Consider the following 24,294-nt stretch of genomic DNA (forward strand, 5'->3'; position numbering starts at 1 on the left):
CCGTTGGACACGGAGAGACGGAGGACACGGAGAAAGGCAAAAAAAGGGGTAACCCCAAAGTCTTTGGCTTTTCTCAGATTTTCTCCGTGCCTCCGTGGCTAATGGTTTGGTGGTTTTATACCGGGATTTCCTTCTCCCGGGAGACTTCACGCTGGTACACCTCGGCGAGGATGGCGTGGCCACCTTCGGAGAGGAGCTGCTCGGCGAGCTTCACGCCCAGCTTCTCGCAGTCGTCGGCGGGGCCGGTAACCACACCCTTCACGGAAACCTTGCCGTCCACCGAGGCGATGAAACCGGTCAGCTTCAGCTCGTCGCCGGTCACTTCGCCGTAGGCGGCGATGGGGACCTGGCAACCGCCCTCGCAGCGCCACAGAAGAGCACGCTCGGCACGAACGGCGCGGCTGGTGTCCGGGTGGTTGAAGAAGGAGATGGCGTCCTTCACATCCTCGTTGGAGAGGTTGCACTCGATGCCCAGCGCACCCTGGCCGATGGCCGGCAGGGAAAGGTCGGTCGGCAGGAGCTCGGTGATCTGGTCGGCGAAGCCCAGGCGGTTCAGGCCGGCGGCAGCCAGGATGACGGCGTCGAGCCCCTCGGTCTCGAGCTTGTCCATGCGGGTCTGCACGTTGCCGCGGATGATGACCATCTCCAGGTCGGGGCGGACCTTCAGCAGCTGCGCCTGGCGGCGAAGCGCCGAGGTGCCGATGCGGGCGCCCTGCGGCAGGTCGAGAAACTTGACGTTGCGGGAGATGACGGCGTCGCGCGGATCTTCACGCTCGGTGATGCAGTAAAGGCCCAGCCCTTCCGGGAACTCGGTCGGCACGTCCTTCATGCTGTGCACCGCGATGTCGATCTCGCCGCGCAGCATCGCCTCTTCGATCTCCTTCACGAAGAGTCCCTTGCCGCCCACCTGCGCCAGCGGCACGTCGAGGATCTTGTCACCGATGGTCTTGATCTTCTTCAGGGTGACCGTCATGTCGGGGTAGCGTTTCTCCAGCTCGGACTTGACCCAGTTTGCCTGCCAGAGTGCGAGCTGGCTCGCGCGGGTTCCTATTCTCAGCTCTTTCAGCGCCATATATATTCTCCTTTTCGGTTAAATTTAATCTTCCAGCTCCATCATGCCTTCCTGCTGCTCGGGGGTCTCCAGGTCGAAGAGGTGGCGCAGTGCGTCGACGTACAGGTCGTTGCGGCTCCCCTGGTCGGTCCTCTTCAAGAGGCTGGTCGGGTGGTGCAGCAGCTTGTTCATGATGGCGTTGGTCAGTGCTTCCATCTTCTTCTCCGCACCGGGAGGGAGATCCTTCCAGTTGGAGAGGGTCTTGGCCAGTTCCGCCTTCCTGATCTCGTCGAAGTGGCTCCTGAGTGCCACGATGGTCGGGGTCACGTCCAGCGAGGAGAGCCATTTGAAGAACTGCCCGATCTCCTGCTCGACGATGGCCTCGGCCTTGGCCGCCTCTATCTTGCGCTGCTCAAGGTTGGTGGCCACCACGCCGTTCAAGTCGTCGACGGTGTAGAGATAGCAGTTCTCCACGTCGTTCACCTTGGGGTCGATGTCGCGCGGTACGGCGATGTCGATGAAGAACATCGGCTTCAGCTTGCGGCGCCTGAGCACGTCCTCCATGTCCTTTTCGTGGATGATGAAGTGGGGAGCCCCGGTGGAGGAGAGGATGATGTCCGCCTTGGGGAGGTGGTCCATCAGGGCCTCGAAGTGGACCGGCTTGGCGTCGAACTCCTCGGCCAGCTTCTCGGCGCGCTCGTAGGTGCGGTTGGTGACCATGACGCCGCGCACGCCGACGTTGATGAAGTGCTTGGCGGCCAGTTCGCACATCTCGCCGGCTCCGATCAGAAGGACCGTCTTGTCGGAGAGCTCGCCGAAGATCTTCTTGGCCAGTTCCACCGCGGCAAAGGCGACGGAAACGGCCGAAGAGGCGATCTTGGTCTCGGTCCTCACCCTCTTGGCGACGGAGAAGGCCTTGTGCAGGAAGCGGTTCAGGATCACGCCGGAGCTCTTGAACTCGGCGGCGTAGCCGTAGGATGTCTTGATCTGCCCGAGGATCTGCGGCTCGCCTACCACCATGGAATCGAGGCTCGAGGCGACGCGGAACACGTGGCGGGTGGCCTCCTCACCGTGGTAGCTGTACAGGTGCTTCTCCAGCGTCTCCAGCGGGAAGTTGTGGTACTCGGCAAGAAAGCGCTTCAGGCGGGCCATGCCGCCGGCGACGTCACGGGTGGTGGCGTAGAGCTCCACGCGGTTGCAGGTGGAAACGATCACGGCCTCGGTGATGTCGGGGAGCGCCACGAGGGCATTGAGAGGCTTCTCCATCTGGGTGGGGGAGAATGCGACCTTTTCCCGGATTTCAACTGCGGCAGTTTTGTGCGAAAGCCCGACCACAATAATGTTCATAACAATCCCTGCCCCTTCTGGGGAAATCCCTCTTACTTGTAGCTGTGCAGCCCCGGCAGCAACAGGTTAACGCCGAGGAAGGTGAAAAGCATGATGACGAAGCCAAAGATGGAGAGCATGGCGGCTTTCCTGCCGCGCCAACCGGTGGTGAGCCTGCCGTGCAGCAAGGCGGCGTAGATGAACCAGGTGATCAGCGACCAGGTCTCCTTGGGATCCCAGCTCCAGTAGGTCCCCCAGGCGGTCTCCGCCCAGATGGCGCCCGAGATGATGGCGAAGGTCAGGAGCGGGAAACCGAAGGTGAGGCAGCGGTAGCTTATGTCGTCCAGAATGTCCAGCGACGGCAGCTTCTGGAACATGGAACCGAGCCGGCGCGTCTTCAGGAAGTGCGACTGGATCAGGTACATGATGCTGACGCCGAAGGAGATGGCGAAGGCGGCATACCCCAGAAACGCCATGATGGTGTGGACCGCGAGCCACTTGCTTTTCAGGGCCGGGTTCAAAGGCGGAATGATGGTGGAGAAGGAGGCGGAGATCGCCATGATCAACAGCGCCACCGGCATCATGAACGAGCCGAGGATGCTGATCTTGTAACGCCTTTCCAGCAGCAGGAAGATGCCGACCACCGAGAGACTGAAGAAGGAGAGCGATTCGTGCAGGTTGGTGATCGGGGTGTGCCCCGCCTCGATGAAGCGGTTCAGGGTGAAACCGCAGTGCACGAGGAAGCCGGCCAGGGTGAGCCAGAGGGCTGTTTTGCCCAGGGACTCCTTCGGCTTGAGCAGGTAGATCAGGTAGACAGCGGTGACGACCGCGTAGATGACCAGGGTGCTGTTGAAGAGCAAGGCGTTCATGAAGGGTCCTCTTTTCCTGCCCCTGCCGGGCCCGGTGCGGCCCCGGCAGCGGAGAGCTTCAGGAGTATCTGGTCTATGGCATCTCTCTGCCCATTTTTAATCAGCGCGGGGAGGTCCAGCGCGGCAAGCTCGGCAAAAACCGTGTCATTGTATGCGTTCCCCACCTTTTCAGTCAATAGCTTTTCACGGACGGCATCTAAAAGAGCAACAGCTTCACCGTATTCAGGACCAAACTGGGGCCTCAGTCGTTCGACGATGCTTTTTGACAGAGAAGGGCTGGCTCCACCAGTCGAGACGGTGATGAGAAGCCCCCCCTGTTCGAGAACGGCGGGTGTCACGAAGTCCCCATCTCCCGGCAGATCGACACAGTCGACGAGGATATTGAGTTCCCGGGCCTCCCGTGCCACCTCGCGATTGACGGCGGGATCGCTGGTGGCAGCAAAGACAAGGATCGCACCGGAGATGTCCCCGGACCGGTAGCTGCGGCACAGGTGCGCGACTCCCCCGTGCGCTACGAGAGCGGCAAGCGACTCCTCCACCACAGGCGCAACCACGGTGACACGCGCCCCCGCGCCGACCAGGCGCGCCGCTTTGCGGGCCGCGACCTTGCCTCCGCCTACGACCACGACAAGGCGCCCCTTCAGGTTCAGGTTTATGGGATAATGACGCACGGGCACTCCGTAGCACGCCGCCGGGACGGCCGGGGTCGTTGATTTATGGCGGTCGGCCGCCCCAATATGGCCCTATCCCGCCGACCTGTCAATGCTGAATACATGAACGATGCGAGGGGTTTGCCGACTTTAGTTGGCTCTCACCAAGGGGGCAATTACTCCTTGCTTTTTTCATCGGCTCATTTATAGTAGAACTCACTTTTTTTTATTAAAGGAGAAGGTTCCATGGCCAGCGAAAACGTACATACCTTTACCGACGACAACTTTGAGAAGGAAGTCCTGCAGTCCGACATCCCGGTGCTGGTAGACTTCTGGGCCACCTGGTGCGCCCCCTGCAAAGCTATCGCTCCCCTCATCGATACGGTCGCGTCCGAATACGAAGGACGCGTTAAAGTAGGCAAAGTCAACGTTGACGACAACCCGGCGACCCCTGGCAAGTATGGCGTGCGCGGGATTCCCACCGTAATCCTGATCAAGGACGGCAAGGTGCTGGACCAGGTGGTCGGCGCCATCCCGAAAGCCCAGCTGGAGGCCCTGATCAATAAGGCTCTCTAAAAATGAAAAAGCAGATGCAGTTTAAGAAATACCTGATGAGAATTACCCCGCTGGCACTCGCAGGCCTGCTGCTCTTCACGCAGCCGGCAGCCGCGATACTGCAAAAAGGCGACCCCGCTCCCCCGATCAGATTGACCACCACTTCCGGGCAGCCGATCACCCTGAGCAATTACAAGGGCTATGTCCTGGTGATGGACTTCTTCGCCACCTGGTGCCTCCCCTGTAAGGAGGCCATCCCCCACCTGAACTCGCTGAGGGCGAAGTACGGAAAGCAGGGGTTGCAGGTGCTCGGTGTCAGCGTCGACGAAGGGAGCGACCGCGACGTAAAGAACTTCATCAACGAGCGCAGGATCAGCTACCCCGTCGCCATAGCCGGCGAGGAGATGCAGACCGACTATGGCCTGCGTTCCATCCCGACCGTCTTCGTCATCAACAAGAAGGGAGTCGTCGCCGAAAGGTTCCAGGGGTTCTCGGATCAAACTGCGAAGACGATGGAAGACACCATAAAGAGGCTGCTCGCAGAATAGACAGGCAGTCAGCACCACGAAAAATGAGAAGAGCGGCGTCTCGCGGCGATACCATTTACGGTCATCGTCGCGAGACGCCGCTTTTTTTGTTCCCGCCCCCTCCCCGCCACGGATTCCCGCTGCTACTTACCTGCCTCTCCCGGCCAACACATTGACTTTTTTTAATCACATGGCACGATTCTGTGTGTTTTTCCGGACAATGCGAACAGGGGGTGACCCATGAGACTGAGGGCAACGGGAATGATAGGACAGGACGACGACGGCCACATAGTTCTCGAATTGAAAAATGGTCAGGATGTGGCGGCCATCAAGAGTCACGTGGGGGAGGAGGTCGAGATGGTAATCCTCACCAAGGAAGCAGCGGTGAAGGCACGCGAGTCGACTGCTTCAGAAAAGGGCTCGGAAGGTCTCAGCACATGCGCCAAGCCGGGGTATTGGAACATCGAGGACCAGCAATAACCACTCCTTGGAGCAACGGCCAGCAACAACTTCTTGGTGATGGCCATCAACACAGTTGCGACGGTCATCAACACAGTTGCGACGGTCATCAACATTGTTGCGATGGTCATCAACATTATTGCGATGGTCATCAACATCGTTGCGATGGTCATCAACATAGTTGTGATGGTCATCAACATAGTTGTGATGGCCATCAACATCGTTGCGATGGTCATCAACATCGTTGCGATGGTCATCAACATCGTTGTGATGGTCATCAACATCGTTGCGATGGTCATCAACATCGTTGCGATGGTCATCAACACTTTGTTGATGGGTACACCGCAGATGGGCGCTTTAGCGGATCAGGCGGAGACCGATGATGGAATGTCGGCGGTCGCCATGCGGCGCAGGTGGGTGATGTCCCGCAAGGGCGGCGTTCCGAACAGGCGGCTGTATTCGCGGCTGAACTGGGAGGCGCTCTCGTAACCTACGTTGAAGGCGGCAGTGGTCGCGTCCAAGCGCTCGGTGAGCATCAGGCGCCGGGCCTCGTTCAGGCGCAGCATCTTCTGGTACTGCAACGGGCTCATGGCGGTCAGGGTCCGGAAGTGGTGGTGGAAGGTCGAGGTGCTCATGTTGACCTTGGTTGCCAGATCGTCGATACGCAACGGACTGCTGAAGTTCCCCTTGAGCCAGTCGATGGCCCGGGCGATCTGCTGGCTCTGGCTTCCCGCCGAAGCAATCTGCCTCAGGCGCGCCCCCTGGTCGCCGACAAGCAACCGGTAGATGATCTCACGCTGGATCATCGGTGCGAGAATGGCAACATCCTTCTCGTCGTCAAGCAGGTCGAGCAAGCGCTGGAACGCGCTGAGAAGCGGCAAGGTCACCTCTCCGACCGCCATGCCGCGGCTGGACTGCTGGGTACGGGGCTGGGGGAGGTTGCTGTCGAGCATCAGTTGGGAAACCTCTCGCAGGTCGAGCATCAGCCTCAGCCCCAGATACGGCTTTTCGGGGCTTGCCTCGATGATCTGCACCACCGTGGGCAGATGCACCGACGTGATCAGGAAGTGATTGGCGTCGTAGATCAGAGTTTCGTCACCAAGCTGAACGCGCTTGGCGCCTTGCGCTACCAGGCAGACACTGGGCTCGTACATGCCGCTGGCGGGTTCGGTGACTTCTTCCCTTTTGAACAGCGACAGGCCGGGGACCGGCGTCTGGAACAACTCTCCCCGTTCAGTCCATCGGGCAACACTCCGTCTCAAACTTTCAATAGCGTCTTTCATTGCGAGAACCTCCAAGCAGCAGCCCAACAAGCTGTTTTAACAACCTTTTGACGTAACTCATCCTACCCAAGCTCCGCACCCATTACAACATTTTTTGCAGCGCCCGGAGAATCAGGCAAAAATCAGGCAGGATCGGTCTACCAACCTTTCCGTTATAAGAGCTACGATCCAATCATCTCCAACGGGACACGAGCATGGCCGGCTGGAGCATGGGGCACGATGCGGTAGAATTTGCCGGTATGCCGACTCTCACAACATCGGTCCCTACTGCATCAACTACAACACCTATCAGTTAAAGGAGACCAGTATGCAAAAGCGTAAACTCGGAAACAGCGGGCTGGAAGTTTCCGCCCTGGGCCTTGGTTGCATGGGGATGAGCTTCTCGTACGGTCCGCCCAAGGACAAACAGGAGATGATCACCCTGCTGAGGACGGCGGTGGAACGCGGCGTCACCTTCTTCGATACGGCCGAAGTCTATGGCCCCTTCACAAACGAGGAACTGGTCGGCGAGGCGCTCGCTCCCCTGAGGGAGCAGGTGGTAATCGCGACCAAGTTCGGCTTCGACATCGCCCCCGGCAAAGATCCCAGGGGGATGAAGGGCGCGACTCCGGCATTGAACAGCCGCCCGGAGCACATCCGGGAAGTCGCCGAGGCCTCCCTAAAGCGGCTCAAGATCGACGTCATCGACCTCTTCTACCAGCACAGGGTCGACCCGGACGTTCCGATCGAGGACGTGGCAGGCGCGGTGAAGCAGCTGATCCAGGAAGGGAAGGTGAAACACTTCGGCCTGTCCGAGGCGGGCGTGCAGACCATCCGCCGTGCACATGCCGTGCAGCCGGTCGCCGCGCTGCAGAACGAATACTCGCTGTGGTGGCGCCGCCCCGAGGCGGAGATCCTCCCCACGCTGGAGGAACTGGGCATCGGGCTCGTCGCCTACAGCCCGCTCGGCAAAGGCTTCCTGACCGGAAAGATTGACGCCGGCACCACCTTCGACAGCACCGACTTCCGCACCACCCTCCCCCGCTTCACGCCCGAGGCGCGGCAGGCGAACCAGGCACTGGTGGACCTCTTGGGGGAAATCGCGGCTCAGAAAAAAGCCACCCCCGCGCAGATCGCCCTCGCCTGGCTGCTGGCGCAAAAACCGTGGATCGTACCCATCCCGGGAACAACGAAACTTGAGCGCCTGGACGAGAACAACGGCGCCCTCGACATCAGCCTGAGCCGGGACGACCTGCGCCAAATCGACTCCGCCGCCGCGAAGATACACGTGGAAGGGGACCGCTACCCCGAGATGCTGGAAAAGCTCACCAACAGGTAAGGAGGATCAATCATGTATAAGGCAAAAGCATATTCCGCCGCCAGCGCGACTGCCCCGCTGGCATCGACCACCATTCAGCGCCGCGAGCCGACCGACCGCGACGTCCAGATCGAAATCCTTTTCTGCGGCATCTGCCACTCCGACCTGCACACCGTGCGCGACGAGTGGAACAGCGTCATGCCGACCATGTATCCCTGCGTTCCGGGACACGAGATCGTCGGGCGCGTGACCAAGGTGGGCTCCGCGGTAACCAAGTTCAAGCCGGGCGACCTGGCCGGCGTGGGCTGCCTGGTGGATTCCGATCACAGCTGCCCCAGCTGCGAGGCAAACCTGGAGCAGTTCTGCACCAACGCGACCTTCACCTACAACTCCCCCGACAAGCACCTGGGGGGGATCACCTATGGCGGCTACTCGGACAGCATCGTGGTGGACGAGCACTTCGTATTGCGCGTCCCCACCAACCTGAACCTGGCCGGGGTGGCACCGCTGCTTTGCGCCGGAATCACCACCTACTCCCCCATCCACCGCTGGGGCGACATCAAGGGTAAGAAGGTCGGCGTGGTCGGTCTGGGCGGCCTCGGTCACATGGGGGTCAAGTTCGCCAAGGCGTTCGGCGCGCACGTGGTGGTCTTCACCACCTCGCCCGGAAAGAAAGAGGACGCCCTGCGGCTGGGCGCCAACGAGGTGATCATCTCCACGGATGCCGAGCAGATGAAACAGCACGCCGGCAGCTTCAACTTCATCCTCGACACCATCGCAGCCGACCACGACTTGAACGCCTACATCCACATGCTGGGTCTGGAAGGGAACATCACCCTGGTCGGTGCGCCGGACAAGCCGCTCGCCCTCTCCTCCTTTGCGCTCCTCTTCGGCCGCCGCAGCGTCTCCGGCTCACTCATCGGAGGGCTCGCCGAGACCCAGGAGATGCTCGACTTCTGCGGACAGCACAACATCACCTCCGACGTCGAGGTCATCCCGATCCAGAGGGTGAACGAGGCCTACGAAAGGCTGGTGAAGTCGGACGTGAAGTACCGCTTCTCTATCGACATGGCCTCGCTGAAGGCGGAGTGAACAAAGTTGGCCGGTGTGCCCTACCCCTCCCCCCTCCCCTTGCGGGAGGGGGTTAGGGGGTGGGGGAAGGTGCCATGGGGAAAAATGAACCTGAAGCGAAAGATCATCGCGGTAATGGTTGTCGGAGGCTTAACAGTCATGGCAGTACGTAGCGGCGACGAAGTTGACCGGGACCGGTCAGCGCAAGCCGGGAAAAAACCATCAGGAGAAGTGATGACCACCGGAGGAATCCTCGAATCGACCCGCGTCATGTGGAATTTCTTCTTCAACAAGCCGGCCGACACCCGTCCTGCCGGGAAAATACCGGTCCACAAGATATCCAGCGAAGAGCTGCTCTCCGCGCCCAACAACACCGTCTTCAGGATCGGGCACTCCACCGTCCTCCTGAAGCTGCAGGATGCCTTCTGGCTCACCGATCCGATGTTCTCGGACCGGGCTTCACCGGTCCAGTGGGCGGGTCCGCAGCGGTTCCATCAAGCGCCGATAAGCATCGAGGAGTTGCCCCCCATCAAGGGGGTGATCATCTCCCATGACCACTACGACCACCTCGACCGCGATTCCATCGTGAAGCTGGCCGCCAAGACGGAGCACTTCCTGGTGCCGGCCGGGGTGGGCGACATCATAACCGGTTGGGGCGTCCCCGCCGCCAAGGTGCGGCAGCTGAACTGGTGGCAGTCGGCACAGGTGGAGGAGGTGCGGCTGGTGGCCACTCCCTGCAGTCACTTCTCCGGCCGCGGCCTTTTCAACAAGAACCAGACCCTGCAGAACTCCTGGACCATCTTAGCCCCCGGGTTCCGGGTATTTTTCAGCGGGGACTCAGGGTACTTCCAGGGGTTCAAGAGGATCGGCGAACAGTACGGCCCGTTCGACCTGACTTTACTCGAGGCAGGGGCCTACAACGTGAACTGGTCGGGGGTGCACATGATGCCGCAAGAGACGGTACAGGCACACATGGACTTGAAGGGGAAAAGGATGCTGCCGATCCACAACGGCACTTTCGACCTTTCCATGCACGCGTGGCACGAACCGTTCGACAGGATCCTTGCCCTGGCGCAGGCGCGGAGCATCGACGTGGCCATACCGGTCATGGGCGAACCGCTCTACTCATCCGCAGCCGCTCAAGACCGGCCCTGGTGGGCGGCGGTCGATGCGGTGCCTGCGCCGGCCACGGGAAAATTCAAACCGTTGGCCACGCCTTTGGGCCGCAGCCCCCAGGGCGCAGGATCGGAGGAAATCTGAGGAAATCTGAGAAAAGACAACAGCTGAGGGAGGCAAAAGTCTCTCTGGACATGAAACTGCTAGTGGCAAATGCTTTCCCAATTTGGAGGCTGACATGACAAAGGAAAAAGGGGGGACCTTCACCCGCCGGGAGTTTCTGAAGGGAGTAGGGGTGGGTGGGGGCGCGCTGGTGCTGTTCGGACAGTTCGGGATTCACTCGGCAGCCTGGGCGCTGTCGGGCGAATCTGCCCTGAAGATGGTCGTGGTCGATTACAACAAGTGCACGGGATGCCGGACCTGCGAGACGGCGTGCTCGGCGCGCAACAGACCCGCATCGGTCGCGGGCAGGGAACTCCCCGGCCTGGGCAACCCCTACTTCGCCAACATCAGGGTCCACAACTTCAACCCCGACGTGGACGTCCCCAACGTCTGCGCCATGTGCGCCGACACCCCATGCGCCACGGCATGTCCGGTGGACCCGGACCCGAAGACGGGCCGGCGCGCCTTCTACCGGGACCAAACGAACCACGCCATGCGCAACGACACCGCCCGCTGCATCGGCTGCGGCAGTTGCGCCAAGGCCTGCGCCTCGCAACGCACCGGCGTCATCCGGCCCAACCCGGAGACGGGGAAACCGGAGCGGATGTGTACCCTGTGCGGTGGCGATCCGCAATGCGTCAAGCGTTGCCCCTTCGGGGCGCTCTCCTACGTCGAAGTGCGGCGCGACAGGAAATTCTACGGCCTCGGGCCGGAAAAGATAGCTGCTGAACTGGCCAGAAACTGGTACGGGACGGCAGAGTTCGGAGGTGTGAAATGAGCGGCAAAGCGGGATACCACGGCAGGATCCTTGAAATAGATTTGAGCTCCGGGAAGTCCAGGACCGTGGCCATCCCTTCCGAGGATCTGGACAAGTTCGTGGGGGGACAGGGGCTGGGGATGAAGCTGCTCTGGGACCGGCTGAAAAAGCCGGGTGTCGACGCACTCTCTCCGGAAAACCCGCTCATGTTCATACCGGGACCGTTTTCGGGGCTCCCCGTCCCCTCTTCGTCGAGAACCTGCGTGGTCACCAAGTCCCCGATCACGGCTCCGCTGAAATCAGACCATCGCCATGCCTCCACCGTCACCTACTCCAACATGGGCGGCTTCTTCGGCCCGGAGATCAGGTTCGCGGGGTACGACGGACTGGTGGTTGTCGGCAAGGCGAAAGAGCTTTCCTACATCGTCATCGACGACGACAAGGTGACGATCCGGGACGCCCGGAAGTTCAAGGGGATGCGCACCGACGCCTTCGACAAGGCTTTCCTGGAGGATCTCGGCGACCGGAAGTACAAGACGGTCTACATCGGGCCGGCGGGTGAGAACCTGGTCCCCTACTCCAGCATCATCCACACTGCCGGGAGGGCCGCAGGGCGCGGCGGATCGGGATGCGTCATGGGGTCCAAGAACCTGAAAGCCATCGCAATCAAGGGCTCCGGCCAGCCGGGCGTCGCCAACCACGAACGCTTCCTCACCGCACTGGAGAAGTCCAGGCGCGCACTGTACGGGACGACCTATGCCAAGTCCTGGGCCGAACAGGGGACGGCCCGGGCCATCGTCGGCAACAGCAACGCCGGGACCGAGTCGGTGCGCAACTACCGGGAGGGGACCTTCACCGGGGCGGACAAGATCGGCGGCGACGCGGCGCGGCGCGACGTGTGGGTGAGGGACTTCGCCTGTTATTGCTGCCCGCTTGCCTGCAAGAAGAGCGGCGTCACCAAGGGGAAATACGGCGGCGTGGTGCACGACGGCCCCGAGTACGAAACCGGCGTCATGCTCGGCTCCAACCTGATGATCTCCGATATGCCCGGTCTTTTGAGGGCGATCTACAACATCGACGACCTGGGGCTGGACCAGATCTCCACCGGCAACGTGATCGGCTTCCTGATGGAGGCCTACGAAAAGGGGATGATCGACCAAAAGTTCCTGGACGGCATCGACCTCACGTGGGGGAACGTGGACGCGACCCTGGCCATGATCGAAAAGATCGCGGCCAAGGACGGGGTGGGCGCGCTCGCCGCCCAGGGCGTGGCGACCTTGTCCCGCCACATCGGACAGGGAAGCGAGAAGTTCGCCATACACGTGAAGGGGCTGGAACTGGCGGCGCACAACATCCAGGGGAACCAGCCCAGGGCGCTTTCCTACGTCACCGCGTCCCGGGGGGCCTGCCACATGAGCGGCGACGACATCGCCATGCAAAACAGGCGCGCCATGCTCGACTCGACCGGGATGTGCTTTTTCCCCACCTTCGAACCGGCGCTGGAAGAGCCCATGCTCGAATTGCTGAGCGCGATCACCGGCCACGAGTACGACAAGGCCGAGTTCGAAAAGGCCGGCGAGCGGATCTTCAACCTGGAGAAAATGTTCAACTACCGCGAGGGATTCCGCCGAGGAGACGACAAGCTTCCGGACCGTTTCTACGAGGATGCCTTCACCATCGGCGCGAAGAAAGGAGCCGTGCTCGATCGCAAGAAATTCGAGGAGATGCTGACCAAATACTACCAGGACCGCGGCTGGGACCCGAACAGTACCAAGCCCGGACCGGCAAAACTGAAAGAGCTGGGGCTGGACCTCGTCTAACAGACACAGAAAACGCAGAGAGGATGTTTTTGATGAGCAATGAAAGCAACAGGGCAAGCTTCGGGGGGTGGAAGGTTCTGACCGTGTACTTCTCGCATTCCGGGAACACCAGGGAGTGTGCCCGGCAGATCAACCAAAGGGTAGGAGGCGACCTGCTCGAATTGACACCGGTACAACCGTATCCCGAAGATTACGATACCGTCGTGAGTCAGGCGAAGCGGGAACTGCGGGCGGGGTACAGGCCGGAGCTGAAGGCGAAGGGCGACGACGTCGCCGACTACGACGTCGTGTTCGTCGGCTCACCGAACTGGTGGAACACGGTAGCGCCGCCGGTCATGACCTACCTGGCCGGATACGACTTCGCCGACAAAGCGATCGTGCCGTTCATCACGCATGAAGGCACGGGCTTAGGACAAAGCGCCCGGGACATCAGGGATCTCTGCCCCGGCGCCACAGTTCTGGAGGGCATCGCCATTCGAGGCGGCGAGGTCAACAGGGCCGGGCAGAAGCTGTCGGAATGGCTACGCAAACTCGGCATAGCAGAGGCGGCGTGACGAGCCGCACAGGGAGAAACCAATGACAAAACCTGAAGCAGCAAAGGGGATGAGCGATCTGGAGGCGGTGGGGACGTGCTGGACGCCTTGGCGGAATAAAACCTGTAGGGGCGAATAAATATTCGCCCGCCGTTACCGCACCTGGCACCTCGGCCTCTCTCGCCATTGGCAGAGGCAGGGGCACCGGCGGCTGGGCAAATAATTATTTGCCCCTACAGCACCTGCGGCGTCCCTTGGCTGTACCGCTCGGCCATGTAGGAGCTGCGCACGTAGGGTGCGCTCTCGACGTGGAGCAGGCCGGCGGCAAGTGCCTGCTCCTTCAGCCTGTCAAAACGCTCCGGCTCGACGAAATTCTGTACCGGATAGTGCTGCCGGCTGGGAGCGAGATACTGGCCGAGGCTCAGGTAGCTGCACCCAGATGCAACCAGATCCTTGAATACCGCGAGAAGTTCGTCCTCCTCCTCGCCCAGCCCGAGCATCAATCCGGATTTCGTCTTCAACGCCGGCTCAAGCCGGCGGGCGTTGGCCAGAAGCCGCAAAGATCTCTGATAATCGGCGCCGGAGCGGATGGCGTAGAGCCTCGGCACCGTCTCCAGGTTGTGCCCCAGGATGTCGGGCGCGCTTGCCAGCACTTTCTTCAGCGCGTCCAGGTCCCCCTGGAAATCGGGGATCAAGAGCTCGATCTTCGTGTCGGGGGAGGCCGAGCGAATGGCGGCGACGGTCTCGGCGTACTGTCGGGCGCCACCGTCGGGGAGGTCGTCCCGGGTGGGGCTCGTGATAACAACGTGGGAGAGCTTCAAACGGCAGACTGCCTCGGCTACCGCGGCCGGCTCGCCCTGCTCCGGCGGCAGCGGCACCTCCTTGGAGACCGAGCAGAACGAGCAAAGCCGCGTGCAGGCGCGACCGAGGATCAGGAAGGTCGCCTGCCTCTGCCGGAAGCATTCCGTGATGTTGGGGCAGCGGGCCTGCTGACAGACCGTATTCAGGTTGAGCTCTTTAAGGAGCCCTTCCATCTCCGCGTGTGCCGCCGGGTTCACCTTCTTTTGCAGCCATTCCGGCTTGCGTACTGCTTTCATCTCCCCCCCAAAAAACCGTCCACATCCCCTCTCCCTCCGGGAGAGGGGACCAGCATAGGTTGCTTTTAGCTCCGCCCCTCGAAGGTCCAGGTCGGGCAGCGGTATTTGTGTTCCGCAAGTTTCCGGGCACTCACCGCCTCATCGTCCGTGACCGGTTCGGGCAGCAGGTCAACACCCATGCGCTCCTGGAAGCACTCGACCAGGAGACGCTTCAGTTCATCGGGCTCCGGCGTGTGCCCCAGTTCCGAGAGGCTCACCGAGCGCGCCGCACCGGGAGCCGGTTCTTTCAGGTAGCGCAGTCCCTGCTGCACCCGGTTTTCCAGCGGGATGGAGCCGTGCTGCAGTATGGCGCCGGAAAGCCTGCGCTGGGCGTTGCCGCCGATCTTGCGGTCGTTGACCACCACGTCGAATTCCTCCTTCCCGGCAAAGCAGAAGGAAGTCCGCTCTCCCAGCCGCTCCCCGTCCGGGTTGCAGTCGACGGCGAAGCGGGCGTCGAGCCCCAGGCGCTGATAGGTGCCGAGGAGGAAGCCGCACAGTTTGCGGAAACCTTCCTTGACGCCGGTCCGGTCTCCCAGGTGTTCGGGCGCGCAGACCACGCTGTAGGTCACCTCCGCCGCGTGGTAGATGATGCCGCCGCCGGTCATGCGGCGCACCACCGGCACCCCCTCCTCACGGCAGAGATCGAGCTTCAGCGCGGCGGCCGCGTCCTGGTAACGCCCCACCGAAAGCGTGGCGGGACTCCAGCCGTACAGGCGCAGAACCGGCCTGGCGGGGTCCTTCTGGAAGCAGTTGAGAAGCGCCTCGTCCAGGGCCATGTTGGCAGGCCCATCCAGGGGACCCGTATCTATCAATCGCCACTTACACATAAAACCTCTAAACCATTAGCCACGGAGAAAATCTGAGAAAAACAGAAACCTGAGAGGAACAAAAAGACCTAAATCTGGGACACTACGGGTCCTTTAAGGCTTTAGCCTTTCAAAGCCTTTATCTTTTCCCATGTTTCATGGTTTTCTCAGATGTTCTCAGATTTTCTCCGTGGCCAATGGTTTTGTCTTTGTCTCTCAGGTTCTATTCGCAGCAGACCTGCTGCATCCTCGCCGCGCGGGTCTCATCCAGGCGGCCGACGGGGGTGGTCACCGGCGCTTGGTGCAACCGTTCCGGATCCTCCCTGGCCAGCCGCGCCGCTTCCAGCATCACCTCGATGAAGGCATCCATGGTCTGCTTGCTCTCGGTCTCGGTCGGCTCGATCATGATCGCCTCCTTGACGTTGAGCGGGAAGTACACGGTCGGCGGATGGAAGCCCCGGTCGATCAGGTACTTGGCGACGTCTATGGCGTGGACGCCGTTTTGCACCTGGCGGCTCGCGGAGAAGACGCACTCGTGCATGCAGGTCTGATCGAAGGGAATCTCGTACTCCTCCTTGAGCCTCGCCATCATGTAGTTGGCGTTCAGCACCGCCTGCTCACTCACCTCGATCAACCCTTCGCGCCCAAGTAATGTGATGTAGGCGTAGGCGCGCGCCATGATGGCGAAGTTGCCGAAGAAGTCGGAAACACGCCCGATCCCCTCGGGATGGTCTTCCACGGCGTAACTGCCGTCCTCCCTGCGCAGCACGCGCGGGGTCGGGAGGAAGCGGACCAGGTCCCCTCTCACGCCGACCGGACCGCTGCCGGGGCCGCCGCCACCATGAGGGGTGCCGAAGGTCTTGTGCAGGTTGACGTGGATCACGTCGAAGCCGACGTCGCCGGGGCGCACCTTGCCCAGGATGGCGTTCAGGTTGGCGCCGTCGTAGTAGGTGAGTGCCCCCCCCTCGTGAGCGATGGCGCAGATCTCGGCGATGTGCGGGTTGAAAAGCCCCAGGGTGTTGGGACAGGTCAGCATCACCGCCGCCACCTCGTCGTTCATCGCCTGCCGGAACAGGTCGAGGTCCATGTCGCCGTAGGGGGCGGTCGGCACGGTGACGATCTCGTATCCCGCCATGGCGGCGCTGGCGGGGTTGGTGCCGTGCGAGGAGTCGGGGACGATGACATACTTGCGCTTCCGGTCACCGCGCGCCTTGTGATAGGCGGCGATCACCATGATGCCGGTCATTTCGCCGTGGGCGCCGGCCAAAGGCTGCGTGGTCACCTCTTCCATGCCGGTGATCTCGGCCAACTGCCGCTCCAGCTCATACACGATGGCCAACGGTCCCTGCACCAGCTGGTCTCCCCCCGGGAGCAGCGCCAGCATCGGATGGCAGGAGGCGAAGAGCCCACCGGCATTCTCGGTGACCTTGGTGTTGTACTTCATGGTGCAGGAACCAAGCGGATAGAAGTTGGTGTCCACCGAGAAGTTCCTGCGGGAAAGGTTGGTGTAATGCCGCACCAGGTCCAGTTCGCCCACCTCGGGCAGCCGCACCGGCTCACCGCGCCGCAATTCGCCGGGCAAAGGGGCGGCCTTGGGTACGTCACTCAAGGGGACCCTGACACCGGTGCGTCCGGAGACGGATTTCTCGAAGATCAGCTCCATAACGCCTCCTCAAGCAGCGCCGCCAGGCGGTCGATCTCGTCCCGGGTCCGCTTCTCGGTCACGGTCACCACCAGCGCCCGCTCCATCCCGGGATAGTACTGCCCAAGCGGCACGCCGGCCGCCACTCCCTTGTCGAGCAGCCGTTGTACCACTTCGGCGGCGTCCTTGGGAAGAGACAAGGTGAACTCGTTGAAGGTCGCCCCGGCGTTGAGCACCTCCACCCCGCGCACGGCGCCGAGCACGGACCTGGCGTACTGCGCCTTGTCGTAATTCAACCGGGCGAGTTCCTCGAATCCCTTCCGCCCCAGGGAGGCGCAGAAGATGAGGCCGCGCAGGGCGCACAGGCTCTGGTTGCTGCAGATGTTGGAGGTCGCCTTGTGCCTCTTGATGTGCTGTTCACGCGCCTGGAGGGTGAGCACGAAACCGCGCCGCCCCTGGTGGTCGACGGTCTCCCCCACGATGCGTCCGGGAAGGTTCCTGATGAAGCGCTTGCGGGTGGCGATGAAGCCGAAGTAGGGGCCGCCGAAGGAGAGGTGGTTGCCGAGACTCTGCCCCTCTCCCACCGCGATGTCCGCTCCCATCTCGCCGGGGCTCGCAACGAGACCCATGGCGATGGGGTAGCAGGACACGATCAGCAGCGCCTCGTGGTCATGCGCCTTCTGCGCCAACTCCCGGAAGTCCTGCACCGAGCCGAAGAAGTTGGGGCTCTGCACGATCACCGCTGCGGTCTCGTCGTCGATGGAGGCGATCAGGCGGGCGAGGTCGGATGCGCAGCCGTCGGATGCGACCTGCACCGCCTGCGCGGAGAGGCCGTGCAGGTAACCGGTTACGATCTCCCGGTGCAGCGGGTTAACGGACCCGTCCAGGATCACCTTGTGGCGGTCGGTGATGCGCAGCGACATCAGCGCCGCCTCGGCCACCGCGGTGCCGCCGTCGTAGAGCGAGGCGTTGGAGGCCTCCAGTCCGGTCAAGCGGCAGATGGTGGTCTGGTACTCGTAGAGGGCCTGGAGCGTCCCCTGCGCGCATTCCGGTTGGTAGGGGGTGTAGGCGGTGTAGAATTCGGCGCGGGAGGCGAGGTGATCGACGGCGGCAGGGATGAAGTGGTCGTAGATCCCCCCGCCGATGAAGGGTGTGATCCCGGCGCCGCAGGAGGCCGCCTTCTCCCTCATCAGCCGCATGAGTTCCAGTTCGGACATGCCGGGGGGGAGATCGAAGGATTTGGCGCGCAGCTGAGCGGGAATCGGGGCGAAGAGCTCCTCCACACTGGCCGCGCCGATCGCCGCCAGCATGTCCCGGATGTCATCCGGCGTGTTCGGGGAGTATCCCATGTCAGAGTCCTTTCAGGTACTCGGTGTACGCATCGTCATCCATAAGGGCGGAGAGTTCGGCGCTATCGCAACCTTCCAGTTTGCAGATCCATCCTTCGGACTCGGCCCACTGGTTCACCAGCTCGGGCGCCTCCTCCAGCGCCTGGTTCACCTCCGCGACCTTCCCCGAGAGCGGCGCGTAGATGTCGCTGGCAGCCTTCACCGACTCGATAGCCGCCAGGGCCTCGAACTGTTTGACGCTTTTACCGATCTTCGGGAGTTCGACGTAGGTGATGTCCCCCAATTCGTGGGCCGCGTGCTCGCTGATCCCCACCGTCGCCTGCGCCCCTGCCACCTCGACCCACTCGTGCTCCTTGGTATAGAACTTTGCCATCGGTGCGACCTCCGTTTCGAATTATGGATTTGCCCCCCTCCCTTGACGCGAGGGGGAGTTATCGTGCAAGTTTATGACCTTAAGGATCCTCCGGTGTAGAAGGGAAGTTCGACCACCTGCGCCTCCATCTCCACCTTTTCATGCCTGATGGTGAGCCGTGTCCCGAGCGCCGCCGCCCCGGGTTTGACCAGCCCCAGGCCGATGCCACAGGAGAGCATGGGTGAGAAAGCGCCGCTGGTTACGACACCCACCTCCTCCCCCTGGTGCAGGATCCGGTAATGGTGACGCGGCGCACGCCGGGAGTCGACCTTGAAGGCGACCTTCATCCGGGGGGAGCCCTGCACCAGCTCCCGCTCCAGGGCCGCCTTGCCGACGAATTCCTTGTCCATGTTCACGAAGGAGGAGAGCCCGGCGGTGAGGGGGGTGATGGTTTCGTCGAGGTCGTTGCCGTAGAGGGAGTACCCCATCTCCAGGCGCAACAGGTCGCGGGCGCCCAGCCCGGCGGGGGCAACGCGCGGGTCCTCGAGCAGCAGCCGCCACAGTTCGGGCACCTTGTCCGCCGGCAGGAAGATCTCGTAGCCGAGTTCGCCGGTGTAGCCGGTCCGGCTCACGATCGCGTCGCTCCCCAGGATGGCCGTTTTGATGAACTTGAAGAAGGGGATGTCCCTGATCGCCTCGCCGAAATGCTCCACCATGATCGCGCGGGAGAGCGGTCCCTGCAGATCAACTTTACCGGTGCGGGCGGAGATGTCGGTGAGGGCGGCGGGATTCTTCAGCCGGGAGCGGATCACGGCGAAATCGTTGCCGGTGGTGGCTGCGTTGACCACGATCATGGCCTCGTCGCCCGCCAGCCGGAATACGATGAGGTCGTCGATCACTCCTCCGGCATCGTTCAGCAGGAACCCGTAGCGCGAGCGCCCCACGGGAATGGTGCTGACCGGGAAGGTGAACACCCCCTCCAGCCCGTCGGCGACCAGGTCCCCCTTGAAGAGGAACTCCCCCATGTGGCAGATATCGAAGAGCGCGCCCTTCTCCCGGCACCATTTGTGCTCGGCGATGATCCCCGAGTACTGGATCGGCATGAGCCACCCGCCGAAGGGTGCCATCAGCGCCTTGAGGTTCTCGTGCTCCGCGCGCAGCGGCGTCGCCTTGAGATCTTCCATAACCTGGACTCCTTTCAGCCGGCAAAAGGTTAGCTTCCGTCAACAAAAGAAACCGGACGTACTGTTTGAAACCGCCCCAAACACCCTATCTCTTTAACTTCTTGCTAAATTCTCCAATATGAATATAATCTAGCCTTTGTCAGGAGAACTCATGGATAAGTCTGAGTTATTACAAAAGACAGCTGAAAAGCTGACGCCGTTCGAGACGGCCAACATTATAGACTTCGCCCGGCACCTCACCGTGAAGAGCGCGCTTTCGAACCCGTGGATCGTCTGCGGCTTCCTGATCATCACCTTCTACGCCGTGGTGGTACGGTCGAAATTCGTGCTGGCAGCCTTGTTCACCACCATTTCGCTACTGCTCCTGATCCGCTACACCATGCCGGCGGAAGGCGACTCGCTGAACCTCTCTACGACCCTTCCCTTCGCCTTCGGCGGTCTCGCCATCGGGGCCTTCCTCATCTATTTATTTTTCATCAAGACGGAGTAGAACTTTTGCGCAGAGTAGGCTTTACCACCACCATCCCGCTGGAAGTACTGGTCGCGGCGGGCGTGGTCCCCATCGACCTGAACAACGTCTTCATCACCCACCCCGAAAACTACTCACTGATAGAAGATGCCGAATTGACCGGCTTCCCCCGCAACGTCTGCGCCTGGATCAAGGGTATCTACGGCGCCGTGGTCGCCAGCGGCGTAAAGGAGATGATCGCCGTTACCGAAGGTGACTGCAGCTACACGAAGGCGCTCATGGAGGTCCTTTCGCTGAACGGCGTCCAGGTCTACCCCTTCGCCTATCCGGCGAGCCGCGAGGCCCTTCCGCTCAAGGCGGAGATAGAGAAGCTCATGTCCGTTTTCGGTGTCGGCTGGCCGGAGGTGGGCGAGGCGAAAGAGCGCCTGGACCGGATCAGGGCGAAGGTGCACGAGATAGACCGCCTCACCTGGCAGGAGAACCGGGTCAGCGGCGAGGAGAACCACTACTTCCAGGTCTGCACCTCGGATATGAACGGCGACCTGGACGCCTTCGAGGCGGAGGTCGACGCCTTCCTGGCGCAGGCAACGCAGAGGCCCGAGCGCGGGGAGCGGATCAGGCTGGCCTACCTGGGGGTCCCCCCCATCGTTTCCGGGCTGTATGGTTTCGTCGAGGAGGTCGGTGCCCGCGTGGTCTTCAACGAAACCCAGCGGCAGTTCTCCATGCCGTACGGCATCCAGGACCTGGTGGAGCAATACCGCACCTACACCTACCCCTACGACATCTTCCACCGGCTCGGCGACATCAGCAGTGAACTGGAGAAACGGAAAGTGGACGGGGTTATCCACTATGTGCAGTCGTTCTGCTTCAGGCAGATCGAGGACATGGTGCTCAGAAAGAGCATCAAGCTCCCGATTCTGACGCTCGAAGGTGACAAGCCGGGTAAGGTCGATGCCAGGACAAAGATCAGGCTGGAAGGCTTTCTGGAATTGCTCGAGGAGCGTAGCTGACAAGCCCCCGGCTGTGCCAAGCCCGTGACCAAATATACAATGGCCTATGCGATTGGCAAGCAGGGCCACAAGATAAAACCGTCCCGCGCATTCCCTGGAAAGCATGTGAACGGCAGGCAATGACAGGAGAAGAGATTCAGGTGTCAGATACACTGAAAATAGGAATAGACCTCGGGAGCAGGAAGGCGAAGTTCGCCCTGATGCGCGGCGACCAGATCGTCAGACTGGCGGACCTGGACACCATCGCCTTCTACAAGAAGTACGGCAGCATCGTGAACGAAGAGCTGTCGCTCGACCTTCAGGGGAGTGGCATCTTCAGCGCTGAAGAGCTGGCCGAGGCGCAGATAACGGTGACCGGCTACGGCCGCAACAGCATCAACCTGCACGGCGCGCGGGTCATATCCGAGATCAAGGCGCACGTCGCCGGTGCGCGCACCCAGACCGGGCTCGCCAACTTCACCCTGCTGGACATGGGGGGACAGGACACGAAAGTGGCCCAGGTGGTCGCGGGGAGGCTCACCGACTTCGTCATGAACGACAAGTGCGCCGCCTCCAGCGGCCGGTACCTGGAAAACATGGCGGCGGTGCTCGAGGTAAGCCTGGAGGAACTCTCCTCCCACTCCGACGACCCCATCGCACTGGATGCCACCTGCGGCATCTTCGGCGAAAGCGAGCTGATCGGCCAGATCCTGCGGGGGTATCCCGTCTCCAGGCTCTGCGCCGGCGTCAACCTCACCCTGGTGAAGCGGGTGATGCCGATGCTGAAGCGCTTCCCCGGGGACACGCTGGTCATCACCGGCGGGGTCGCGATGAACGCCGCCATGGTGAACCTGTTGAGGGCGCAATGCGGCATGGAGATCGTGATTCCACAGCACCCGCAGCATAACGGCGCCATCGGCTGCGCCGCAAACCTTTAAAACCATTTTCAACGCAAAGTCGCAAAGGCGCAAAGACACCAAGAGAACCAAAAAGCTCGAACTTGACGTCTCAAAGATTTTCTTTGCGGCTTTGCTTTGCGTTAAAAGCTTTAAGCCTCAACGTAAAGCCGCGGTGCCGCAAAGGCGCAAGTAAAAGCGGAAATGGTTTCAAACCAAAAAGCTTTCACAGTTCCCCGTACTTGTTCTTTCTCTTTGCGCCTCCGCGCCTTGGCGTCTTTGCGTTAAAGGCTCTTCTAACAATTTTTCTTGAATTTTCCCTGCGGCCCGTTTAACCTCGCCGCTTAGATTTGATCCCCGGAGGGCACATGCGTATCGGCAAAAAGGACTGGATCTTCATCGGCATCATCGCTGCCGTTTTTCTCATCTTCTACGTCATTTCCGGCGAGGAAAAGACCAAGCGCGTCCCCCTGGACGACGCCCACAAGCCCTCCTACGAGCTGTTCAAGAAGACCGGCAGCAAGATGGAGGCCGACAAGGGCTGCCCCGCCTGCCACAACACCAATCCCGGCGGCATCCCTTTCCCCGCGAAACACCCCGTGAAACCCAAGGACGGGCCGATGCGCTGCCTGTTCTGCCACAAGCTTAAGTTAGCCGGAGTGCAATGACCACGCTGAACCTGACCGGGGAGCTGGAGCGGCTGATCTACGACATCACCCTCCGCACCCCGGAGCTGCAACACGTCATCCCCGAGAAGCTGCTGGTCTGCGTCTCCACCGGCCGGACCAGCCGCGGCGGGAGCCTGGCGAAGATCCACCCGCTGCGTTTCGCCGGCGGAGAAAGATCGGTCAAGACCAGGCGCGGCAGGCGTAGCGTCCTTTGCACCATGCCCAGCATCACCCACCGCGGCGAGGAGATGCTCTACGTCATCTACTTCCTGATCCCCCGCTTCCTGGAACTCTCCTTCCGCGAGAAGATGATCACCATCTTCCACGAGCTCTACCACATCTCCCCGGCCTGCGACGGCGACATCCGCCGCTTCCCTGGCCGAAACTACGCCCACGGCTCGTCCACCAAAAGCTACAACCTGTTGATGGGGCAACTGGTGGACCGCTACGTGGAGGCGCTGCCGGACCGGTCCGCGCTCGACTTCCTGGAGGGGAACCTGGCGGCCCTGCGCTCGCGGCACAGCGCCATCGTGGCCCGACGGCTGCAGGCCCCCCGCATCAGCATCACGCCGGCTTGAGAATAAGCCATTCTTGACTTTTCACGGGTAAAACTATAATTTCGCAGACATTTACAGATCCGTAGACCCCAAAGGGGGCACATCGTCATGTTGAAACTCGACTACACCGTCACCCGCAAGTTCGAGGAACTCGCCGAGAAGGCGAAAAGGGTGAGCTCCTCGCAACTCATCAACGACATCGCCGCCACCGTCGACTCGAAGCTGTTCCAGGACTGGGCCAACTCGGCGCTGAGCCTTTTGCAGCAGATCTTCGGCGAGGAAAGCGCCTACTACCGCAACTTCCAGTCCATCTACTCCAAGATCATCAACATCACCTACAAGGAGAGCTTCGACAACTGCCGCGCCATCGTGCACTCCGCCCGCGAGGAGTACGAACAGGGAGGGCTCACGGAGATCGGCCTGTTCCTGGATCACGCGGTGCTGGAGTACCTGGGAGGCAGGACCTCCGACTTTTTGAGGCGCGGCGACAACCACACCGCCTGCATCCTGGCCTCGGTGTTACTGGAGCAGGTGCTGATGCTCATCTGCGGCAACAAGGGGATCGCTACGGGAAGCACCGACGAGATGAACGAAGCGCTTTACCAGGCGAAGGCGTACCAGGTGGGGACCTACCAGCGGGTCAAGGACTGGTGCTACATGAAGGCGGATTTCCTGGCCGGGCAAGGGGAGCGGTACCGCACCGCCGACGTGGACGAGATGCTGCGCGGCGTGCAGCGCTTCATCACGAAGGAGATCGGGTGAAGGAAGCT

The 24,294-nt window shown here is 61.5% G+C and carries 26 protein-coding genes; 15 read left to right on the forward strand and 11 right to left on the reverse strand.

The genetic code is table 11. The annotated features are described in order from the left end of the window. Window positions 1-115: 115 nt before the first annotated feature. From hemC to KP001_RS14265, 4 genes are read right to left on the reverse strand one after another with little or no spacing between them, the layout of a single operon-like run. Complete coding sequence (hemC, locus tag KP001_RS14250; RefSeq protein WP_217286269.1) at window positions 116-1,072, reverse strand: hydroxymethylbilane synthase; 957 nt, start codon at window positions 1,070-1,072, stop codon at window positions 116-118. Window positions 1,073-1,096: 24 nt separating this feature from the next. Next, the gene (hemA, locus tag KP001_RS14255; RefSeq protein ID WP_217286270.1) at window positions 1,097-2,398 is read right to left on the reverse strand and encodes a glutamyl-tRNA reductase; all 1,302 of its coding nucleotides are present in this window, start codon (window positions 2,396-2,398) and stop codon (window positions 1,097-1,099) included. Between the two features lie 32 nt (window positions 2,399-2,430). Then, a complete protein-coding gene (ccsB, locus tag KP001_RS14260; protein WP_217286271.1) occupies window positions 2,431-3,246 on the reverse strand; it encodes a c-type cytochrome biogenesis protein CcsB in 816 nt (271 codons plus the stop codon). After that, a complete protein-coding gene (locus KP001_RS14265; RefSeq protein WP_217286272.1) occupies window positions 3,243-3,917 on the reverse strand; it encodes a precorrin-2 dehydrogenase/sirohydrochlorin ferrochelatase family protein in 675 nt (224 codons plus the stop codon). Before KP001_RS14265 ends, ccsB begins: the two co-directional genes overlap by 4 nt. A 225-nt stretch (window positions 3,918-4,142) precedes the next feature. Between KP001_RS14265 and trxA the strand changes: the two genes are divergently transcribed. The 3 genes from trxA (at window position 4,143) to KP001_RS14280 (ending at window position 5,458) form a co-directional block, all read left to right on the forward strand. Next, complete coding sequence (gene trxA, locus KP001_RS14270; RefSeq protein ID WP_199396653.1) at window positions 4,143-4,472, forward strand: thioredoxin; 330 nt, start codon at window positions 4,143-4,145, stop codon at window positions 4,470-4,472. Between the two features lie 14 nt (window positions 4,473-4,486). Beyond that, a complete protein-coding gene (locus tag KP001_RS14275) occupies window positions 4,487-4,999 on the forward strand; it encodes a TlpA family protein disulfide reductase (RefSeq protein ID WP_224961639.1) in 513 nt (170 codons plus the stop codon). A 240-nt stretch (window positions 5,000-5,239) separates the two neighbouring features. Continuing rightward, on the forward strand, window positions 5,240-5,458 hold the full coding sequence (locus KP001_RS14280) for a hypothetical protein (RefSeq protein ID WP_217286274.1): 219 nt from the start codon (window positions 5,240-5,242) through the stop codon (window positions 5,456-5,458). Between the two features lie 344 nt (window positions 5,459-5,802). Here KP001_RS14280 and KP001_RS14285 read toward each other — a convergent pair whose 3' ends face one another. Then, the gene (locus KP001_RS14285; RefSeq protein WP_217286275.1) at window positions 5,803-6,720 is read right to left on the reverse strand and encodes an AraC family transcriptional regulator; all 918 of its coding nucleotides are present in this window, start codon (window positions 6,718-6,720) and stop codon (window positions 5,803-5,805) included. 307 nt (window positions 6,721-7,027) lie between these two features. Here KP001_RS14285 and KP001_RS14290 point away from each other — a divergent pair, with 307 nt between their 5' ends. From KP001_RS14290 to KP001_RS14315, 6 genes are all read left to right on the forward strand, one after another. After that, window positions 7,028-8,038 carry an aldo/keto reductase gene (locus KP001_RS14290; RefSeq protein ID WP_217286276.1) on the forward strand — a complete coding sequence of 337 codons (1,011 nt, stop codon included), beginning with the start codon at window positions 7,028-7,030 and terminating at the stop codon, window positions 8,036-8,038. Between the two features lie 12 nt (window positions 8,039-8,050). Further along, window positions 8,051-9,109, forward strand: coding sequence for an NAD(P)-dependent alcohol dehydrogenase (locus tag KP001_RS14295; RefSeq protein ID WP_217286277.1), 1,059 nt, complete (start codon window positions 8,051-8,053; stop codon window positions 9,107-9,109). A 213-nt stretch (window positions 9,110-9,322) separates the two neighbouring features. Further along, window positions 9,323-10,348: an MBL fold metallo-hydrolase gene (locus tag KP001_RS14300; RefSeq protein ID WP_239027788.1), complete on the forward strand. Its 1,026-nt coding sequence runs from the start codon at window positions 9,323-9,325 to the stop codon at window positions 10,346-10,348. Window positions 10,349-10,442: 94 nt separating this feature from the next. Then, on the forward strand, window positions 10,443-11,144 hold the full coding sequence (locus KP001_RS14305) for a 4Fe-4S dicluster domain-containing protein (protein ID WP_217286279.1): 702 nt from the start codon (window positions 10,443-10,445) through the stop codon (window positions 11,142-11,144). Continuing rightward, window positions 11,141-12,943: an aldehyde ferredoxin oxidoreductase family protein gene (locus tag KP001_RS14310; RefSeq protein WP_217286280.1), complete on the forward strand. Its 1,803-nt coding sequence runs from the start codon at window positions 11,141-11,143 to the stop codon at window positions 12,941-12,943. Before KP001_RS14305 ends, KP001_RS14310 begins: the two co-directional genes overlap by 4 nt. Before the next feature lie 32 nt (window positions 12,944-12,975). Further along, window positions 12,976-13,497, forward strand: coding sequence for a flavodoxin (locus tag KP001_RS14315; RefSeq protein ID WP_217286281.1), 522 nt, complete (start codon window positions 12,976-12,978; stop codon window positions 13,495-13,497). Window positions 13,498-13,709: 212 nt separating this feature from the next. Here KP001_RS14315 and lipA read toward each other — a convergent pair whose 3' ends face one another. The 6 genes from lipA to gcvT all read right to left on the reverse strand — a co-directional run bounded on the left by lipA (window position 13,710) and on the right by gcvT (window position 19,945). Beyond that, window positions 13,710-14,573, reverse strand: a complete 864-nt coding sequence (gene lipA, locus KP001_RS14320; protein WP_217286282.1) for a lipoyl synthase — start codon at window positions 14,571-14,573, stop codon at window positions 13,710-13,712. Between the two features lie 65 nt (window positions 14,574-14,638). Next, window positions 14,639-15,439, reverse strand: coding sequence for a lipoate--protein ligase family protein (locus KP001_RS14325; protein ID WP_217286283.1), 801 nt, complete (start codon window positions 15,437-15,439; stop codon window positions 14,639-14,641). 202 nt (window positions 15,440-15,641) lie between these two features. Further along, window positions 15,642-17,081 carry an aminomethyl-transferring glycine dehydrogenase subunit GcvPB gene (gcvPB, locus tag KP001_RS14330; RefSeq protein ID WP_217286284.1) on the reverse strand — a complete coding sequence of 480 codons (1,440 nt, stop codon included), beginning with the start codon at window positions 17,079-17,081 and terminating at the stop codon, window positions 15,642-15,644. After that, complete coding sequence (gene gcvPA, locus KP001_RS14335; RefSeq protein WP_217286285.1) at window positions 17,072-18,409, reverse strand: aminomethyl-transferring glycine dehydrogenase subunit GcvPA; 1,338 nt, start codon at window positions 18,407-18,409, stop codon at window positions 17,072-17,074. The genes gcvPB and gcvPA overlap by 10 nt, the downstream gene beginning before the upstream one ends. Window position 18,410: 1 nt before the next feature. Further along, a complete protein-coding gene (gene gcvH / locus KP001_RS14340) occupies window positions 18,411-18,782 on the reverse strand; it encodes a glycine cleavage system protein GcvH (protein WP_217286286.1) in 372 nt (123 codons plus the stop codon). 71 nt (window positions 18,783-18,853) lie between these two features. After that, a complete protein-coding gene (gene gcvT / locus KP001_RS14345; protein WP_217286287.1) occupies window positions 18,854-19,945 on the reverse strand; it encodes a glycine cleavage system aminomethyltransferase GcvT in 1,092 nt (363 codons plus the stop codon). 151 nt (window positions 19,946-20,096) lie between these two features. On the opposite strand from gcvT, the gene KP001_RS14350 reads away from it, so the two are divergent. The 6 genes from KP001_RS14350 (at window position 20,097) to KP001_RS14375 (ending at window position 24,286) form a co-directional block, all read left to right on the forward strand. After that, window positions 20,097-20,435 (forward strand): hypothetical protein, encoded by a 339-nt coding sequence (locus KP001_RS14350; protein WP_217286288.1) that lies wholly within the window; start codon window positions 20,097-20,099, stop codon window positions 20,433-20,435. Between the two features lie 5 nt (window positions 20,436-20,440). Further along, window positions 20,441-21,424 (forward strand): 2-hydroxyacyl-CoA dehydratase family protein, encoded by a 984-nt coding sequence (locus KP001_RS14355; RefSeq protein WP_217286289.1) that lies wholly within the window; start codon window positions 20,441-20,443, stop codon window positions 21,422-21,424. Between the two features lie 140 nt (window positions 21,425-21,564). Continuing rightward, window positions 21,565-22,341, forward strand: coding sequence for an acyl-CoA dehydratase activase (locus KP001_RS14360; protein ID WP_217286290.1), 777 nt, complete (start codon window positions 21,565-21,567; stop codon window positions 22,339-22,341). Between the two features lie 326 nt (window positions 22,342-22,667). After that, on the forward strand, window positions 22,668-22,967 hold the full coding sequence (locus KP001_RS14365; protein ID WP_217286291.1) for a cytochrome C: 300 nt from the start codon (window positions 22,668-22,670) through the stop codon (window positions 22,965-22,967). Further along, window positions 22,964-23,545, forward strand: a complete 582-nt coding sequence (locus KP001_RS14370; protein ID WP_217286292.1) for a putative metallopeptidase — start codon at window positions 22,964-22,966, stop codon at window positions 23,543-23,545. Before KP001_RS14365 ends, KP001_RS14370 begins: the two co-directional genes overlap by 4 nt. Before the next feature lie 87 nt (window positions 23,546-23,632). Next, a complete protein-coding gene (locus KP001_RS14375; protein WP_217286293.1) occupies window positions 23,633-24,286 on the forward strand; it encodes a hypothetical protein in 654 nt (217 codons plus the stop codon). The last annotated feature ends 8 nt before the right edge of the window (window positions 24,287-24,294 follow it).

This window comes from Geomonas subterranea, from assembly GCF_019063845.1.
Classification (GTDB): domain Bacteria; phylum Desulfobacterota; class Desulfuromonadia; order Geobacterales; family Geobacteraceae; genus Geomonas; species Geomonas subterranea.